Source organism: Pandoraea faecigallinarum (assembly GCF_001029105.3).
Classification (GTDB): Bacteria; Pseudomonadota; Gammaproteobacteria; order Burkholderiales; family Burkholderiaceae; genus Pandoraea; species Pandoraea faecigallinarum.
Map to the genome: position 1 here is coordinate 4,866,053 of NZ_CP011807.3, position 17,237 is coordinate 4,883,289.

Here is a 17,237-nt window from a genome sequence, read left to right on the forward strand (position 1 = left end):
TCCTGTAGCTCTTTCTGTCGCGTCAGGCGTAGCAGGTGTCACTCGGCACGTTTTGCCCGGCGCGACGAATTCGTACACTCCCACAATTCGGTGGTTGCATTTGCACCGCCCGCTCTGACACGACTCCACTCCCCGCCATGCAGGCAAGTTTCGAGAAAGACAGCATTCTGGTACTCGATGTCGACGGCACGCTGACCGATTCGGTCCGTATTCATCAGCGCGCGCTGCTCGGCGCAATGGAGTCTCTGGCGTTCGAAGTGCTCAACACCGACTGGAGTAGCTATCCGCATCACACCGACACCGGCATTCTGATTCACGCGCACGCCGAAAACGGACGCGCCTTGCCGCAACCCCACGACCTCGCCCGCTTCGAGCACGAGATCGACGAGCGTTTCACCGCCCTGCTCAATGCCCACGGTCTGGCCGAGATTCCCGGCGCACGTGCGTTCGTCGAGGCGGCGCACCGCTCGCGTTGGGGCGTCGTGTTCGCCACGGGCGGCATCCGGCAGGTAAGCCACCGCAAGCTACGTTCGGTCGCCATCGACTACACCGACGCGATGCTCATTACGGCGTCCGAATACAGTTCACGCGAGCAACTGGTGGCGGAGGCGATCAAGCGCGCCCGGGCTGGCTACGGCATCACGCGTCCGCGCGCCATTGTTTCCATCGGCGACGGCATGTGGGATCTGAAGGTCGCGCGCCAACTCGGCATCGATTTCGTCGGCATCGGCTCGAAGCGCCAGCGCTCACCTTTGCTCGACGAGGGCGTGCCGGTCTACGACGACATGTGGGACGCCATGCACTGGCTCAATCCGGGCCGCGGGCGCGCGTCAGGTACTCGCTTGGCGTCACGCCCATAAAGCGCCGGAACATGGTGGAAAACGCGCTCGGGGTGTCGTAACCGACTTCGAGCGCGACTTGCGTGATGGGCCGACCGGCCCCCAGCAACGGCAACGCCCCCGGCAGACGCATCTGCTGACGCCACTCCCGGAACGGCAATCCGAACTCCGTCATGAAGCGGCGTTCCAGCGTCCGGCTCGACGCGCCCACCTCGACCGCCCAATCCTGAAGGCTGCGCGTGTCGGCGGGGGTGCTCAGATAGGTGTCGAAGATCTTGCGCAGACGCGCGTCGCGCGGCACCTGCAATTGCAGCGGCGAATCGCTCTTCCACTCCACCTCCTGAAGCAGCAGCGCGATCACCAGCGCATCCTTTCCGTGCGGCGACCAGTCAGGCGGCAGCGTCATGGCCCGCAATATCAGCTCGCGCAGCAACGCGGAGACGCGGATCACCACCGGGGTATCAGGTGCCGAAATCCCGCAACGCGCAACGTCGACGTAGATCGTGCGCATTTCGACTTTGCCGCGCATACGCACTTCATGCGTCACGTCGGCCGGAATCCATAGCGCACGCTGCGGCGGAATGACCCAAAACGACGTATCCGTGCGGACTTCGAGAATCCCGGCACATGCGTACATCAACTGCGCGCGACGATGGCTGTGCGGGCGCACGACATGACCGTCCGGGTAATCTTTCGCCAACACGCCGACGGAACGGTCGTGAGCCTGAAACTCCAGGGGTAACGCACTGGTGATCGGCATTGGCACCAAGCCTCTGAAAAGGCGAATTTCGGGACCTATAGGAGGCGACGCCGCCAGCGTAACATCGCCGCAGCACCCGCACCAAGCCGATTCGAACGGTATCCGATCCGATTTGCTTACGGCGCCAATCCGGCGCGCGCGCCGCTCATAACGGCTTGACGACGACCAGCGCCACGATGACCGCCGTCAACGCCAGCGTGAGCGGCAGCGCCCGCCGAAACAGCGCGGGCGGCGACTGGCTTGCATCGCGCTCCATACGCCGCAACGTGGCCGACAAACGCCCGTGAAGTGCGGAAACGACAACGACGAACACCAGCTTGGCCATGAGCCACGGCGCATGCCACCAGTGCGCCATGACGGCAAGCACCGGGCCGGTGATCCACACCACGATCAAGGCGGGCGACGCCAGTCCATAGTCGGCGCGCCGCGCCACGCGGCGCCACTCGGATTGGGCCAGCCGTCCACCCAGCGCCATCGTCACCAGCCCGGCAATGAACGTGATGACGGCGATCAAATGCAGTGCCTTGATCCACGGATAGAGCATCGACGGCCTCCTCCAAGTCCGAACAATTATTTCTGTCTAAGCAAGAGTTGCTTGTGATAAGTCGTCTTTATCGCAAGAAGTCGCATTAATACACTTCAACTGTCGACGATGAATGCACATCGCCCCCTTCAAAAGACAGGAGAAAACATCATGAAGCGCACTCTTATTACCTCGGCTCTGGTTTCCGCAATGCTGGCTGTTTCGGCCGGTTCGGCTTTCGCCAGCGACGCGTTCGACGGTCCCTCGGAATTCTCGTGGGTCCCGCAAACCAGCGTGCTGACCCGCGCACAGGTTCGCGAAGAACTGGTGCAGGCTCAACAGGCCGGTCTGGTCGTGCAACACGACGCCGTCTACCCGAAGGCAGCGGCGAGCGCCCAACCGGCTGTGGCGAGCGCCACGCTCGCCGCGGGTTCGGTGGGCGGTCTGCCGCGTGCCGGCACGACCTACTTCGGTTCGTAATGTAACTCGTCGCGCCGCGAGTCCCTTCCTCGAAGAAGGGCCGTGGCGCGGCGCGCGTTCTGCGCATAACGACGCACCGGCGAGCCGGTGCACAGTGTGATCTCCGGTCTTCCCGACCTAAGACTCCTGTCGCTGTGCGTAGCGGTTCGACGCACAGGACTTTGCCCGTCGCTTCGGTGACGGGCTTTTTTAGCGAGCGCCGTAGCGAGAGACGGTCGTGGCCCCACGATCATCGCCATCTCGGTTCGCCTCGCGCAGAAAACGAAGAAGCCCGCCGGTGGAGCGCTCCTCAGGAGTTGGATTGACGTCCAGCGCTTGGGGCCACTTCAGGGCGGGCTTCTTCGCCACTATCGCGCGGTTTCGCACAGGCAATGCGGCAACGCGCCGGGCGAACGGCTACTTGTTGAACGACTTCGCCAGGAATTCGAGCGCACGGCCATGAGCCAGTGCCGCCGACGGCTGGTGATACGACGCCCGCGCCCAACAGTTGAAGCCGTGATCCGCGTTCGGATACACGAAGACTTCGGTGTTCGGACGCGACTTCACGGCATTGCTCACCTGCGTGACGATGTCCGGCGTGATGTGAGAGTCCAGCGCGCCGTAATGGAACTGCGTCGGGACGTTCAGATTGGCCGCCTCGTCCAGATAGTTGTGAATGCCGCCACCGTAGTACGGCACGGCGGCATCGACCTGAGCGCGCGCGGCGCTCAGATACGACAGCAGACCGCCGAAGCAATAGCCGATCGCGGCCACCTTCGCCCCGGCATCGAGCCGGCCGCGCAGCGCCTTGACCGTTGCCTCGATATCCTTCACGGCCTTCTCGACGTCGACCGACTTGCGCAGCTCCATTGCGCGGCTCATGTCGTCGCCCGCATAGCCGAGTTCGATGCGCGGCGCCGCACGCCAGAAGATGTCCGGCGCCAACACGACATAACCGTCCATCGCGTATTGATCGGCCACACCGCGAATGTGCTCGTTCACCCCGAAGATTTCCTGCACCAGCACCACGCCCTGAGCGTTTGCCGTCTTACCGTTCGGCGGCAACGCCAGATAGGCGTCGAAGGCGCCGTCCACGGTTTCGACCTTGATCCATTGACTGTTCGACACGGAAGTTGCTCCATCAAGAAGAGGGGAAAAGCCCGTGTTCTGCCATCGCTTCGCAACGCCGTGAGGCGTGCGCGAACCGGGCGACTGCCCGGGATGGCGGGACACGGAAACGCCGGATCAGTATAGGGAGTTTTCCCTGTTCGCACAGCCCGCCCTTGGCACAGGCTTCGCAGCGAAGTTGCCTTTCCCCGCGTTACCGGCGCGCTGCCGACGATTCGTTGCGCGTTACGCTGGGCTCCGTCGTTCGATGCTTTCTTCGCACGATTTCGATATGGAGTCCATATGATCAAGTTATCCATGCGCCGGATCGTCAGCGGGTTCGCCCTGGCGCTCGCTCTGGCCACCACCGGCGCCGCGAGCGTGCGCGCCGCCGCCGCGACCACCGACCCGTTGCCGCCCGCGCAGCCGCAAAACGCAGCAACGGCCGTACCGGCCGCCGACACCCCCCCGCCGGGCATGGGACCACACGCCTGCGGCCCGGGCCTGCGTGGCCCGATGGGTCCGACAGGTCCGATAGCTCCGATGGCACCGGGCGGTGCGCCCGGCCCCGGCTTCGCTGCCGCGCGCACCATCGACGAGATCGCCCACCTGTACCGCGTCGGCGGTCATCCGGAGCAGGTCCTGCCGTTCTATCGCGAGACGCTTTCGCAAACCCGCGACCCCATGCTGCGTCATCACCTGCGCGACGCCATCGCACGCGAAGCGCTGAAACCCGCCGACACCGCAGCGGCCATTGCCACGCTGCGTGCACAACTCAGTGAGGATCTGGCAGCGCTGCCGCCGCCCGAGACCGGGCGTCGTTGAACCAGCGGGCGCCGCGGGCCAGCCGGAAGGCATCTCTTGCCCCGGCGTTGGCGGGCACACCCCGCATACCATCGGCACCGAAACGGGCTTTCCCGCCCGCGCATTGCCGTTGCCTACGAGGCCTTCATGACCTTCTGGTTCCACTTCGGCAGCCAGGCCAGCAAGAACTCCGCAAATCCCTCCGCCGCCGGCGACGCGGCGCGCGAGAGCGGACGATACACACACACCTGACGTATCGTCTCCGGCGCGATCACCCGGCGCATTTCCAGCCCGAACGATTGGGCCAGCGCCGCCACGTATCCGGGCGTGAGCGTCGCCGCCAGCCCTTGCGATGCGACGCCGAGCGCGGTCGTCACGTTGTCCACGACATCGATGGACGCGATGCGGGCATCGGGCGGCGCGGACGAGCGCATTTGCGCGACACTGCGCTCATGATCGCGCCCTGCCGCGACGAGCGGCGTGTCGCGCAAGTCCATCCAGCGCACACGGCGGCGACGCGCCAACGCATGCGTCGGCGCGCACCACAGCACCCAGGGGCTGTCGAACGCCGGTGAGGCGGCCACGTGAGCGCCCGTCGCGCGGTTGGGGCCGATGGCGAGGTCGAGATCGCCGCTGGCGACATGATCGATGAGCGCATCGACCGGCGTGTCGACAACGCGCACGACCACCTTCGGACGCGACGCCGTGTACTCGCGAATCGCCGCCGGCAACGCCATGCTCGCGAGCACCAACGGCGCGCCCACACGCACGATACCGGCAGCGCGATTGCGCAGATCGTCCGCCGTTTTTTCCGCCGCCTGCACGTGCCGCAGCACCGACTCCGCCGACGAAAGAAAATCGCGCCCCGCACTGGAGAGCGCCACACGCCGCGTGGTGCGATCGAAGACACGAAAGCCGAGCACAGACTCCAGTTCGGCCACCAACTGACTTACGGCGGACGACGTGAGTCCCAGGCGATTTCCCGCCTCGGCGAAGCTGTGCAACTCGGCAATGGCCACCAGTGCTTCGAACTGGCGCAACGTGACGCGGGTCAGGGGCATGACGCTTCCATTATCAAGTTTCGCTTACGAATGGACCAGAATCGATTGATTGTTCCGCAAAGGCACGTCGCCCACAATCGATTTTCAAAATTCCCCTCATGAATTCCTTCAGCATCGAGACGGAGCGAGACGCATGTTTTCCCAAGTCGACGCCTACCCCGGCGACCCCATCCTCAGCCTGAACGAAGCCTTCGGTCACGATCCGCGCCCGCACAAGGTCAATCTGTCCATCGGCATCTATTTCGACGACGATGGCCGTTTGCCGGTCATGCAAGCCGTGCGCGATGCGGAAACCGCGGTCCTCTCCGACATCGGCCCGCGCCCCTATCTGCCGATGGCGGGTACCGCGGCGTACCGCGACGCCGTGCAGGCCCTGGTCTTTGGCGAACACAGCGCCGCACGGCGCGAGCAGCGCATTGCGACATTGCAGACGCTGGGCGGCGGCGGCGCACTGCGCGTGGGCGCCGATTTCCTCAAGCGCTACTTTCGCGAGAGCACCGTCTGGATCAGCGATCCCAGTTGGGACAACCATCGCGTGGTGTTCGAGAGCGCAGGCTTTCCCGTGGAGACTTATCCGTATTACGACGACGCCACCGGGGGCCTGCGCTTCGACGCGATGATGCAAACCATCGCCGCACTGCCGCCGTGCAGCATCGTGCTGCTGCATGCGTGTTGCCACAACCCGACCGGCGTCGATCTGTCGCAGTCACAATGGCAGGCCCTCGTTCCCGTACTGCGCGAGCGTGGGCTGATTGCCTTCGTCGACATGGCCTATCAGGGCTTCGGCGACGGGCTCGACGCCGACGCGTTTGCCGTACGCGCTCTCACCGGCGCGGGCGTGCCGACGGTCGTCGCGAACTCGTTCTCCAAGAACTTCTCCCTCTACGGCGAGCGCTGTGGCGCGCTGTCGGTGGTGTGCGCCACAGCGGACGAAGCGTCGCGCGTGTTCGGCCAGCTGACCGGCACCGTGCGGGCGAACTACAGCAACCCGCCCACGCATGGCGCACGGCTCGTCGCGCAGGTGCTGAGCACGCCCCCGCTGCGACGTGCATGGGAAGCCGAACTTGACAGCATGCGCACCCGCATTGCCACGATGCGCTCGCAAATTCACGCACGTCTGGCCCCACACGTCAGCGGCGAAAAGCTGTCGCGCTACGTGGCGCAGCGCGGCATGTTCACCTACACCGGACTTTCCGCCGCACAGGCCGACACATTGCGCGAGACGCATGGCGTTTATCTGCTGCGCTCCGGACGCATGTGCGTGGCAGGACTGAACACGCGCAACGTCGACACCGTGGCACACGCCATCGCGCAGGTGCTCACGCAGTAATGCAGCGACCGGGCGGCGTGCAGCGCTGCCTGCCTACCTCGCGCTTCGCCAGAGCAACGAACGGCGCGCATGCCCGCCGCAAAGCGCATGCAGCACCTATAAAACAACGACTGGAGACAACATGAATACTGCCTCGGCTGCCGGTGTCCGCCTCGACCGGGAGGTTCCTTCACATACCTGGCGCGCGGTGGTCTCGGCGTCCATCGGGAACGCGCTCGAATGGTTCGACCTCGTCGTGTACGGCTTTTTCGCCGTGACGATCGCGAAGCTGTTCTTCCCCGCGCACGACGATACGACCTCGCTGCTGCTCACGCTCGGCACCTTTGGCGTGTCGTTCTTCATGCGGCCGCTGGGCGCCATCGTAATCGGTGTCTATGCAGACCGTCGCGGACGTCGCGAAGCGCTCACGCTGACCATCTTGTTGATGATGGCGGGCACGGCGATCATCGCGTTCATGCCCACCTACGAGACCATCGGTGTGATGGCGCCCATCGGCATCGTGCTGGCGCGCATGATTCAGGGCTTTTCCGCCGGCGGCGAGTTCGGCAGTGCCACTGCGTTTCTCGCCGAGCATGCCCCACAGCGGCGCGGCTTCTTCGCCAGCTTTCAGGTGGCGAGCCAGGGCCTGACGACACTGCTTGCCGCCGGCTTCGGCGCCGTACTCACCGGCACGTTGTCGCCGGAGCAGATGCAGAGCTGGGGATGGCGCGTACCGTTCCTGTTCGGTTTGCTGATCGGCCCCGTCGCGTATTACATCCGTCGCCACGTGAGCGAGACACCGGAATTTCTGGAAGCCGAACCCACCCAGACGCCGTTGCGCGATACGCTCGGCCATCAGAAGATGCGTCTGCTGCTGGCCGTAGGCGCTGTGGTCGTCGCAACGGTTTCGACGTATCTCGTGCTGTACATGCCGACGTATGCGATCAAACAGTTGGGGTTGCCCGCCTCGGTGGCGTTCGCGGCCACGCTCGCCACGGGCATCGTGCAGATGTTCCTGTCGCCGGTCGTGGGCGCGTGGTCGGATCGTGTGGGACGCGCCCGGCCCATGATGATCGCGGCAGCCTTGTTGCTGGTGTCGATCTGGCCCATGTTCTGGCTGCTCTCGGCATACCCGAGCTTCGGCATGATGCTCGCGCTGCAAACGCTGCTCGGCGTGCTGATGACGGTCTACTTCGCGCCACTGCCGGCGCTGGCCTCCGAGATCTTCCCCGTGAAGACACGCACGACGGGTCTGTCGCTCTCGTACAACCTTTCGGTGACGTTCTTCGGCGGCTTCGCCCCGTTCATCCTCACGTGGCTGATCAACGCCACGGGCAGCAAACTGGCACCGAGCTTCTACATGATGGCTGCGGCCGCCGCGGGCCTGATCGCCCTGAGCCAGGTGTATCGACACACCGGCGTACGGTGAGCGTTACCGGCACGCGCCGGACTCGCCAATGACATGGGACACCGCAAGGTGTCCCATGTCCCATTGTCGCGCTGTCTCGTTACGTTACCGACCGGCCGGCGCGATCGCTTGCTGCGGATACACGCCGCGCACGCGCCCGAAGAGCCGGGTCAGTCCCAGCAGTGCGTCGATGTTCGGTGTCGGCACCGACACCCGCTGGCCAATCTCGCGCACGACGCTCACCAGTGCTTCGAGTTCGATGGGACGATTCGCTTCCACGTCCTGCAACATCGACGTCTTGAACGCGCCGAGCTTCGCCGTCACCTGATGCCGGTCTTCCGGCGACTGATCGATGACGCAGCCGATCTTGCCTCCGATGTGCGCCGCCTCACGCATGGCCGCCGAGCAGAACTCGCGCACCAGCGGGTCGTCGAGCAACCGGTCGATGGTCGCACCGGTGATCGCCGAGACCGGATTCATCGTCAGGTTGCCCCAGAGCTTGTACCAGATGTCCAGCCGCACGTTTTCGGACGCCTTCGCCTCGAACCCGGCGCGCGCGAGCCATCCGGCCAGACGCTGCACGCGCTCGCTCGCACCGCCGCCGGGTTCGCCGACGATGAGGCCGCGCCCCATCTTGTGATCGACCAGCGCCGGCTCCGGGGTTGAAGCACTCGCGTGCACCACGCATCCGACAACGTTCGCCAGCGGAATCGCCGCACCGATCGCGCCATCGGGATCGACGCTCGTGAGCGGCGCATCCCCGAACGGCGCCACGCCCTTGCAGAACCACCAGGGCACGCCGTTCATCGCCGGCAGCACGAGCGTTTGCGGTCCCAGCAAAGGCACCACCGACGATGCAACCTGCGCGAGCGCCGGCCCCTTCACCGCGATCACGACAAGGTCCTGCTCGCCGAGTTTCGCGGCATCTTCCAACGGGTGCGCCGCCGCCACGGGTGCCGTAGCCAGCGTTTCGCCCTGCTTCACGCGCCAGCCACGCTCGCGCAGCGCCGCCAGCGTGGCCCCGCGCGCAAGCGCATTTACCTGCGCCTCACCCGTCGCGGCCAGCTTCTGCCCGATCAGGCCACCGATGGCGCCCGCGCCAATGATCGTCACCTTCATCCATTCACTCCGGTTGATGTGCCGCGAGACGATAGTTCTCCTTGAACCGCTCCGGCACACGTTCGTCGAAACCCAGCGCCACGCGGCGCACTTCAGGACTGTCGCCCGGCGGATGCCCCACACCGAGCGCCGCCGCGCGCGGCGCATCGATCTGCACCACGCGCCCGGCAAGGCGTCCCAACCCCGTAATCTCGCATTCCACCAGATCGCCCGCATCCACCGAGCGCGAATGGCAGGGCGTGCCCATCAGAATCACGTCACCCGGCACCAGCGTAATGTGACGCGCTATGTCCGCGATCACGTAGTGCGGGCCCCAGATCGTCTCGTCGCCGATATGGGCTTCCTGTACGACACGTCCGTTGCGATAGGTGCGCAGCGTCTGCTCGAACAGGTTCACGCCCCGCACGATACCCGGGCCGATGGGCAGTAGCGTGTCCGCGCCCTTCACACGCAGCATCGATCCCTGATCGGTGTCGCGAAAATCCTGCAACCCCATGTCCAATGCCGGGCAGAAGCCCTCGATGTAGTCCCACGCCTCGTCGGGCAGCACATTACGGCACGTGCGTCCGATTACCACCGCGTATTCGCTCTCGTAGTTCAGATACCGGCAATCCGCCGGCTTCAGAATCTGTCCGCCATGACCGTTGAGCGAGGTCGGCGGCTTGGTGAAGTAGGTAGGCGTGTCGGTCGGCCTGGGCTTGTTGCGCGTTTCCATGCTACGCGAGCGATAGGAGATGTGCACCGCGATGATCTTCGACGGATCGACGGGCGGGAGATGCGTCACCGTTTGCGGGTCGACGAAGCGGCCGTCGTCGAGCTTGAGCATGCCCTGACGATCGCCGGCTTCGACGATCGTCCCCCAGAACGCGCTGCCCCCAAGCAGAATGCGACGGCGCTCGACACGCGGCCCGCGCATGACCCCGGGCAGTTCACGCATTGGAAATTCGAAGTCCATGGTCGCGCCTCGTCAAAGGGTATCGAACCAGATGTGCACGTTGCCCGTGCCGCGCGCATTCTCGTAGTCGGAGAGCACCACGCCCGCGCTGCGGCATGCGGCGCCGCCCAATGCGCCGACCATCTGCAAATAGTGCGCGCCGTGCGCCTCCCACGGGCGCTTGCGGTAATCCGTATCCCAGTCGGCCAGAATGCGGTCGTGGCGACCCTCGCGCAACGCGTGGATGGCGCGCTTGTCGCTCTCGACATTCTCCGGGCGAGACACGTTGCTCTCGTGGAAAATGCGAGGGTGATTCGGCTTCCAGTCGATACCGTTGAACTTGTGGCTCAACGCGCCGGACGCCAGCATCACCACGCGCAGATCGCTGCGTCGAATCGCCTCGCCGATGACTTCGCCGGATTGCAGAAAGTGATGCGTCTCGCAGTTCTGGCACGAGCTGACCGTCACGATGGGCCACGCGTCGAGTCGCATTTGCTTGATGACGTTGATCGTGGGGTAATGACGCGGCAGATCCGGATGCTGTACCGCACGCGCTCGCACCCCGCGCTCGCGCGCCACACCGTCGACCGCCAGCGCCAGTTCGGGATGGCCGCGATAGTCGTACGGCACGCCGTGCAGATACCACGGCATCTCGTCCGAAACGTACATGCCCGCATAACGCGCGCCCGCATCGATCAGGTGATAGCCGGTCGTGAACCAGTGCGAATCGAAAATCACGATCGCATCGGGGCGCACCGCCGCAATGCGCTCGCGCACGCGCGCATAGCCAGGTATCAAATCCGAATCCGCGCCCGCGCCCTGCAGAACGCGGAACTCCTCACACTGCATCAGGCCGGGGTGGTGCGACACCAACGCCGCGCCGACAATCTGTCCCATAGTGCTCTCCTCTTGTCCTTGTCTTGTGGTGTGGCATCGGCGTCAGCGGTGGCTGAAGCTCGCTTTGAACGGCTGTTTCGGAACGACGATATCCTTCACGTCGCAAAAGAACTCGAAGCTCCAGTCGCCGCCTTCGCGCCCGACGCCCGAGCGCTTGATGCCGCCGAAGGGCGCGGCGAGGTCGCGAATGCCGAAGCTGTTGATCCAGATGAAGCCGGTGCGCACGCGCTCGGCGATCGCGATGGCGTGCGCCTCGTTGCCGTAGCAAACGCCGCCGAGCCCGTAGTCGGTGCCGTTCGCCAGCTCGACGACTTCGTCGTCGTTGGTGAAGGTCTGCAACGTGAGCACCGGGCCGAAGACTTCCTGCTGCACGATTTCGTCGTGCTGATGCAGACCGGTGAGCAGCGTGGGCGCGAAATATTGCGCGCCGAACGCGTGACGCGCGCCGCCCCACAACACGCGCGCTCCGCCGGCCACGGCGCGCTCGACGAAGCCCTGCACGCGTTCGAGCTGGCGCATGTGGATGATCGGGCCGACCTCCGTCGCGCCGTCGCGCGGGTCGCCAACGACGAGGCGCGAGACCACCTCACGCAACTTCTGCGTGAACGCCGGGGCGACATCCGCATGAACGAGCAGTCGCGTGCCCGCCAGGCACACCTGTCCGGCATTGCGATACATCAGCGCAGCGGTTGCGGCGGCCGCGTCGAGATCGGCATCCGCCAGCACGATGAACGCCGACTTGCCGCCCAGTTCCAGGCTGCACGGCACGAGGTTCGCGGCGGCAGTCTTCGCGATCCATTTCGCCGTGCCGACCGAGCCGGTAAAGGAGATGCGCGCGAGCCGCGCGTCACTCACCAGCGCCGCGCCGGTCGCCGCCCCCGCGCCCTGCAACAAGTTGAAGACGCCCGGCGGCAGTCCCGCTTCGTGCGCGCAATCGGCAAGTAGCGACGACGTGAGCGGCGCCCATTCGGGGGCCTTGAGCACGACGGTGTTGCCCGCCGCCAGCGCCGGACCGATCTTCCATGTCGCGAGCATCAGCGGCGAGTTCCAGGGCGTAATCACTGCGACTACCCCGGCCGGGTCGTGGCGCACCCGGTGCCAGGCCTGCGGTGTCTCGATCACGCGGTCCTGCAACGTCAGCGCATGCTCGGCAAACCATGTCATGTTCTGCATGGCGCGCGGCACCACCCCGTGCGCCATGCGCGAGCGCAGCACGCCGGCGTCCACACTCTCGAGCGTGGCGAATGCGTCGGCGCGGCGTCCGATGGCGTCGGCGAATCGCTGGAGATACGGCTGGCGTTGCGCCGCACTCAGCGCCGCCCACGCGGCAAATGCCCGCGACGCCGATGTGACCGCTCCATCGACGTGCGCCTGACTGCCGCTGGCAATGTCGCCCAGTGGAGTCTGATCGATGGGCGAGATGCATTCGAACGTCTCGTCCGATGCCACGCGGCGGCCATCGATGTAGTGATCCGGCGACACCGATACGCCGGCAACCTCAATACGGGTAGCACTCATGCCATGTCTCTTTGGGGGATAGTTTCGAAAGAAAACGTTCAGCCTTCGGCGCTCAACCCTTGCTGCCGTTGCCGTCATTCGCGATGGCGAATCTTGCCGCGAGCGCCCGGCTCGCATTGGCGAGCAACGTCGTGTCGATGCCCACGGCAACGAACGTCACGCCCAGTTCGAGGTAATGGCGTGCGAGCGTCTCGTCGACGCACAGTATTCCCGCCGCCTTGCCCGCGCGGCGAATGCGCGCGATGCCGTTCTCGATGGCCTTGCGCACCTCCGGGTGCGTCGCCTGACCGAGATACCCCATCGACGCCGCCAGGTCGGCCGGACCGATGAACACCCCGTGCACGCCGTCGACGGCGGCAATGTCGTCGACCTGCGCCAGCGCGTCGGCCGTCTCCACCTGCACGAGCAGACACGTCGTGTCGTTCGCTGCGTGCAGATAGTCCTCATATCGATTCCATCGCGACGAGCGCGCCAGACCGCTGCCGACACCGCGCGTGCCCTGCGGCGGATAACGCGTGGCACTCGCGAGTGCGCGCGCCATGCCGGCCGACTCCACCATCGGCACGAGCAACGTCGTCGCCCCGATTTCGAGGACCTGCTTGATGAGCGCGGCGTCGCCGTGCGGCAGCCGCACGACCGGATGCGCGGGATACGGCGCCATCGCCTGCAAGGTGGCAAGCATCGTTCGCAGATCGTTGGGCGCGTGCTCGCCGTCGATCACCAGCCAGTCGAAGCCGCCGCCGGCACACAATTCTGCGGCGTAGGGCGTAGCGAGCCCCATCCACAGGCCGATCTGGCGTTCGCCGCGTGCGAGCGCCTGCTTGAAGGCATTCGGGGGAGTTTTCATGACGTCGGCTCCTTGTGCATCGACACGTCAGACAAAGCGCACGCCAATCGCGCCGAGCGGACCGTAGTCCGCGTGAAAGACATCGCCCGCCGCACATGCCACCGGTCGCGTGAAGGACCCGGCCAGCACGATTTCGCCCGCCTGCAGCCCTTCGTCGAAGGCGCCGAGCTTGTTGGCGAGCCACGCGATGCCGTTGCCCGGGTGGTTCAGCACGGCCGCGCTCAGGCCGGACTCCTCGATCACGCCGTTGCGATACAGCAGCGCGCCCGCCCAACGCAAGTCGATGGCCTCCGGCTTGACGGGCCGTCCGCCGAGAATCACGGCGGCGTTCGCCGCGTTGTCGGCAATCGTGTCGAAGACTTTGCGCGGCGCTCCGGTATCGCGATCGAACAGTTCGATGCGGCCATCGATGAGTTCGAGCGCAGGGGTGACCCACGCCGTGGCGTCGAGCACGTCGAACAATGTGACGCCCGGACCCTTGAGCGGCTTGCCGAGAATGAACGCCAACTCCACCTCCAGGCGCGGCACGATGAAGCGCGAGGCTTCGAGCGTCGCGCCGTCGGCGACCAGCATGTCGTCGAGCAGCGTGCCGTGGTCGGGCTCGGTGATCTGCGCGGCAACCTGCATCGCGCGTGAAGTCAACCCGATCTTGTGGCCGATCACGCGCCGGCCCTCGGCAAACTTCAGCGCGAGCCACGCCTGCGAAATCGCGTAGCTGTCGGCAATCGTCATCCCGGGATAGCGGCGCGAGAATTGCGTCACCGGCTCACGAGCGCGTTCGGCTTCGTGCAATTCGCGGGCAAGGGCCTGATGGGTCGAGGCGTCGAGCGTCGGCATTGCGGGTCTCCGGTGTCGTTCGGTTTCGTTTCGGGAAGCCCTTATTCTTGCGGCCGCCCGCGCCATCGACAATCAATCGATTCTGGCCGATTGATAAGCAAAACTGGATAATCCGCCGCCGCAAATCGATGCCTTGGCCGATAGCGCAGCCGATGCCGGACATGCGCCGCAACGCCGCCCGCGCGCGTCGAATGTCGTACGGCCGCCACACACTCAACCGCGCGTTGAAACGAACCATGGCCTGCGTTTCGTTCGGCATTTGTTCGCTTCATTCCGCCATCACACGCCTTCGTGGCGCAATGTCGCAATTCGTGCCAGCCATCGCGGGCGCTGCCCGCCACGGCGGACCGGCATCGCCTAATACCGACCGGGAATCGCCCCACGCTCATTAAAAATGAGAGTGATTTGCATTTATAATTCGCGACGCTTTATTACAGCGCATTACCGATAACGATCCGCCCGGCCGTTGCCTCGCATTGCCCGCATTTGCACCGCATCGGCCTCGCTCGCACACTCTCGCAGTCACGAAGGTCAGCCAAGATGAAGATGTCCGTCAGTCGCCGCACGCCCGCGGCATCCGGTGCCGCACGCATGCCAGGTTTCCATCGCTTCGCCTCCTACGCTTCCTACGCCTCCCACACCCGCCTGCCGCATGTCGCCGCCCATGCGAGCGCCTGCGCGGCTGCGCTGCTCATGGCAACGCTCGGCACGGCGTACGCGCAGGCAAGTCCGGCCGCAGAAGCGAAGGCCGAAGTCGAACTCGGCGCGGTGAACGTCTCCGGCGACTGGCTGGGTACCGGTCTGGACAACAGCGCGAAAACGTTTCCCGGCGCACGCACGGTCGTGAAGAAGGCGCAGATCGAAGAATCGGGTGCAAGCAGCATCGGCGACGTCATGCGACGCATCCCCGGGGTGCAGGCCACCGACAACTCCGGCACCGCCGGCAGCGCCATCTCGCTGAACATCGGCGTGCGCGGCCTCACCGGCCGTTACACCCCGCGCTCGACCGTGCTGCTCGACGGCATTCCGATGGCGGTCGCCCCTTACGGCCAGCCGCAACTCTCGTTCGCACCGGTCAGCCTGTTCAACATCGAGAGCATCGATGTGGTGCGCAGCGGCGGTGCCGTTCGCTACGGCCCGCAAAACGTCGGCGGCGTGATCAACTTCAAGACGCGTGCGATCCCCAGTACCTCGGGCCTGAGCGCCGACGCGACGGTTCGCGAGAACATCTACACCGCCGGCGGCGGCGCGAACACCCAGTACGGCGCGTTTCTCGGCACGCAGATGGACAACGGTCTCGGTCTCGCGTTGTTGTACTCGGGCATGGTGGGCCGCGACTGGCGCAAGGGCAGCGACGAGCGGGTCAACGACGTGGCGCTGAAGTGGCGCTACGACATCTCGCCGAGCCAGCAGGTGTACGGCAAGATCTCGTACTACGACGTGAAGTCGAAGACGCCCGGCGGTCTGAGCGTCGCGCAATACAACGCCGATCCGTTTCAGAATACGCGTCCGGACGACTATTGGAGCGGCAACCGCACCGGCCTCGACTTCGGTTATCTGAATACGATCTCCGAGACACAGGAGTTCGAGATCCGCACGTTCTACAACCAGAGCTATCGTCAGAGCACGCTCGTCAATGCGACCGGCCTCTCCACGACGCACCAGCCGCGCAACTATGAGACGTTCGGTATCGAGCCGCGCTTCACACAGCGGCTTTTCTTCGGTCCGAGCGCACACGACGTGACCGTGGGTTATCGCTACGTCCACGAACGCGGCGACGACAACCAGTGGACCACCACGCTCGCGACCGGCAGAAACTCTGCGACGCAGACCTTCAACAACTACACCAGCGCGAATGCGTTCTATATCGACGACCGCATGGCGTGGGGGAACTGGCGCCTGACGCCGGGCCTGCGCTACGAGTTCATCAACTCGCAGCGCGTGGACAATGCCACCGGCAACACCTTCCGCTCTGACAACAACAAGGCGTTGCCGTCGGTGAACCTGTCGTATCTGGTGAACAGCGCGTGGACGATCTTCGCGGACTACAGCACGTCGTTCGGACCGGTGCAGAACACGCAGTTGAATTCGATGTCGGCGGCCAACCCGCTTGAGCCGGAACTGGCCCGCACGTATGAAATCGGCACGCGCTGGACGGACAATCGCTGGAAGGCCGAACTGACGGCGTTCAAGATGAAGTTCGACAACCAGATTCTGCAAATTCCGGGGTCGAACCCGCCTGTCTTCCAGAACATCGGCGCGACGAACCACGATGGTGTCGAAGCCGCCGTCGATTACACGTTCGACCGCGACAGCGTGTTGCGCGGACTGAACGTCTACGCGAACTTCACGTTCACGCGCGCCATCCAGAAGTCGGGATCGACGGCCGGTCTGGACGTGCCGTTCTATTCGCGCTTCACCGACACGCTCGGGGCGCGCTACGCGATCGGTCGGTGGACGTTCAACGTCTCGACGACGCACCAAAGCTCACAATACGCCGACCTCGCAAACACGGAAGCCGAATCGGCAGACGGCAGCAACGGCAAGGTGCCGGGCTTCCGCGTGTGGAACCTGCAAGCGAACTACAAGCTTCCGTTCTACAAGAACGCCGACGTTACCGTGGGCCTGAACAACGTCTTCGACAAGCGCTTCTATACGCGTAACGTCGACGGCAATGCCGGGCGCATGGTCGGCGCGCCGCGCATGGTCTACGTCCAGGGGCATTTCGGCTTCTGATCGACGGCTCGCCGTGTAACGAGCCCCGCGCCCGGTCATTCGGGGCGGGGCTTTTTCCTGCCCGGACGTCATGCGCAAA

The 17,237-nt window shown here is 65.1% G+C and carries 16 protein-coding genes; 6 read left to right on the forward strand and 10 right to left on the reverse strand.

Annotated features, from left to right (window positions below; translation table 11 throughout):
* Positions 1-137: 137 nt before the first annotated feature.
* Positions 138-860: an HAD family hydrolase gene (locus AB870_RS21445; protein ID WP_047906210.1), complete on the forward strand. Its 723-nt coding sequence runs from the start codon at positions 138-140 to the stop codon at positions 858-860.
* On the opposite strand, the gene AB870_RS21450 is transcribed toward AB870_RS21445, so the two are convergent.
* Positions 808-1,599, reverse strand: coding sequence for an AraC family transcriptional regulator (locus tag AB870_RS21450; RefSeq protein WP_047906211.1), 792 nt, complete (start codon positions 1,597-1,599; stop codon positions 808-810). The genes AB870_RS21445 and AB870_RS21450 overlap by 53 nt on opposite strands.
* Positions 1,600-1,744: 145 nt before the next feature.
* Positions 1,745-2,143 carry a CopD family protein gene (locus AB870_RS21455; protein WP_047906212.1) on the reverse strand — a complete coding sequence of 133 codons (399 nt, stop codon included), beginning with the start codon at positions 2,141-2,143 and terminating at the stop codon, positions 1,745-1,747.
* 150 nt (positions 2,144-2,293) lie between these two features.
* On the opposite strand from AB870_RS21455, the gene AB870_RS21460 reads away from it, so the two are divergent.
* A complete protein-coding gene (locus AB870_RS21460; protein WP_071386901.1) occupies positions 2,294-2,602 on the forward strand; it encodes a DUF4148 domain-containing protein in 309 nt (102 codons plus the stop codon).
* Between the two features lie 396 nt (positions 2,603-2,998).
* Here AB870_RS21460 and AB870_RS21465 read toward each other — a convergent pair whose 3' ends face one another.
* Complete coding sequence (locus tag AB870_RS21465; RefSeq protein ID WP_047906214.1) at positions 2,999-3,709, reverse strand: dienelactone hydrolase family protein; 711 nt, start codon at positions 3,707-3,709, stop codon at positions 2,999-3,001.
* A gap of 282 nt (positions 3,710-3,991) precedes the next feature.
* On the opposite strand from AB870_RS21465, the gene AB870_RS21470 reads away from it, so the two are divergent.
* Positions 3,992-4,513, forward strand: a complete 522-nt coding sequence (locus tag AB870_RS21470; protein ID WP_053059474.1) for a hypothetical protein — start codon at positions 3,992-3,994, stop codon at positions 4,511-4,513.
* Positions 4,514-4,626: 113 nt separating this feature from the next.
* Here AB870_RS21470 and AB870_RS21475 read toward each other — a convergent pair whose 3' ends face one another.
* On the reverse strand, positions 4,627-5,553 hold the full coding sequence (locus AB870_RS21475) for a LysR family transcriptional regulator (protein ID WP_047906215.1): 927 nt from the start codon (positions 5,551-5,553) through the stop codon (positions 4,627-4,629).
* A gap of 133 nt (positions 5,554-5,686) precedes the next feature.
* On the opposite strand from AB870_RS21475, the gene AB870_RS21480 reads away from it, so the two are divergent.
* Both AB870_RS21480 and AB870_RS21485 read left to right on the forward strand, forming a co-directional pair.
* Positions 5,687-6,883, forward strand: coding sequence for an amino acid aminotransferase (locus tag AB870_RS21480; protein ID WP_047906216.1), 1,197 nt, complete (start codon positions 5,687-5,689; stop codon positions 6,881-6,883).
* Between the two features lie 121 nt (positions 6,884-7,004).
* Positions 7,005-8,291, forward strand: a complete 1,287-nt coding sequence (locus AB870_RS21485; RefSeq protein ID WP_047906217.1) for an MFS transporter — start codon at positions 7,005-7,007, stop codon at positions 8,289-8,291.
* An 84-nt stretch (positions 8,292-8,375) separates the two neighbouring features.
* On the opposite strand, the gene AB870_RS21490 is transcribed toward AB870_RS21485, so the two are convergent.
* From AB870_RS21490 to hpaH, 6 genes are read right to left on the reverse strand one after another with little or no spacing between them, the layout of a single operon-like run.
* Positions 8,376-9,389 carry a 2-dehydropantoate 2-reductase gene (locus AB870_RS21490; RefSeq protein WP_047906218.1) on the reverse strand — a complete coding sequence of 338 codons (1,014 nt, stop codon included), beginning with the start codon at positions 9,387-9,389 and terminating at the stop codon, positions 8,376-8,378.
* Positions 9,390-9,393: 4 nt separating this feature from the next.
* On the reverse strand, positions 9,394-10,344 hold the full coding sequence (locus tag AB870_RS21495) for a fumarylacetoacetate hydrolase family protein (RefSeq protein ID WP_047906219.1): 951 nt from the start codon (positions 10,342-10,344) through the stop codon (positions 9,394-9,396).
* 12 nt (positions 10,345-10,356) lie between these two features.
* Positions 10,357-11,220 (reverse strand): DODA-type extradiol aromatic ring-opening family dioxygenase, encoded by an 864-nt coding sequence (locus tag AB870_RS21500; RefSeq protein WP_047906220.1) that lies wholly within the window; start codon positions 11,218-11,220, stop codon positions 10,357-10,359.
* Between the two features lie 42 nt (positions 11,221-11,262).
* Complete coding sequence (locus AB870_RS21505) at positions 11,263-12,738, reverse strand: aldehyde dehydrogenase family protein (protein ID WP_047906221.1); 1,476 nt, start codon at positions 12,736-12,738, stop codon at positions 11,263-11,265.
* A 52-nt stretch (positions 12,739-12,790) separates the two neighbouring features.
* On the reverse strand, positions 12,791-13,585 hold the full coding sequence (gene hpaI, locus AB870_RS21510; RefSeq protein ID WP_047906222.1) for a 4-hydroxy-2-oxoheptanedioate aldolase: 795 nt from the start codon (positions 13,583-13,585) through the stop codon (positions 12,791-12,793).
* 27 nt (positions 13,586-13,612) lie between these two features.
* A complete protein-coding gene (hpaH, locus tag AB870_RS21515) occupies positions 13,613-14,422 on the reverse strand; it encodes a 2-oxo-hept-4-ene-1,7-dioate hydratase (RefSeq protein ID WP_047906223.1) in 810 nt (269 codons plus the stop codon).
* Positions 14,423-15,115: 693 nt separating this feature from the next.
* Here hpaH and AB870_RS21525 point away from each other — a divergent pair.
* Complete coding sequence (locus AB870_RS21525) at positions 15,116-17,158, forward strand: TonB-dependent receptor family protein (protein ID WP_237170154.1); 2,043 nt, start codon at positions 15,116-15,118, stop codon at positions 17,156-17,158.
* Positions 17,159-17,237 lie beyond the last annotated feature (79 nt).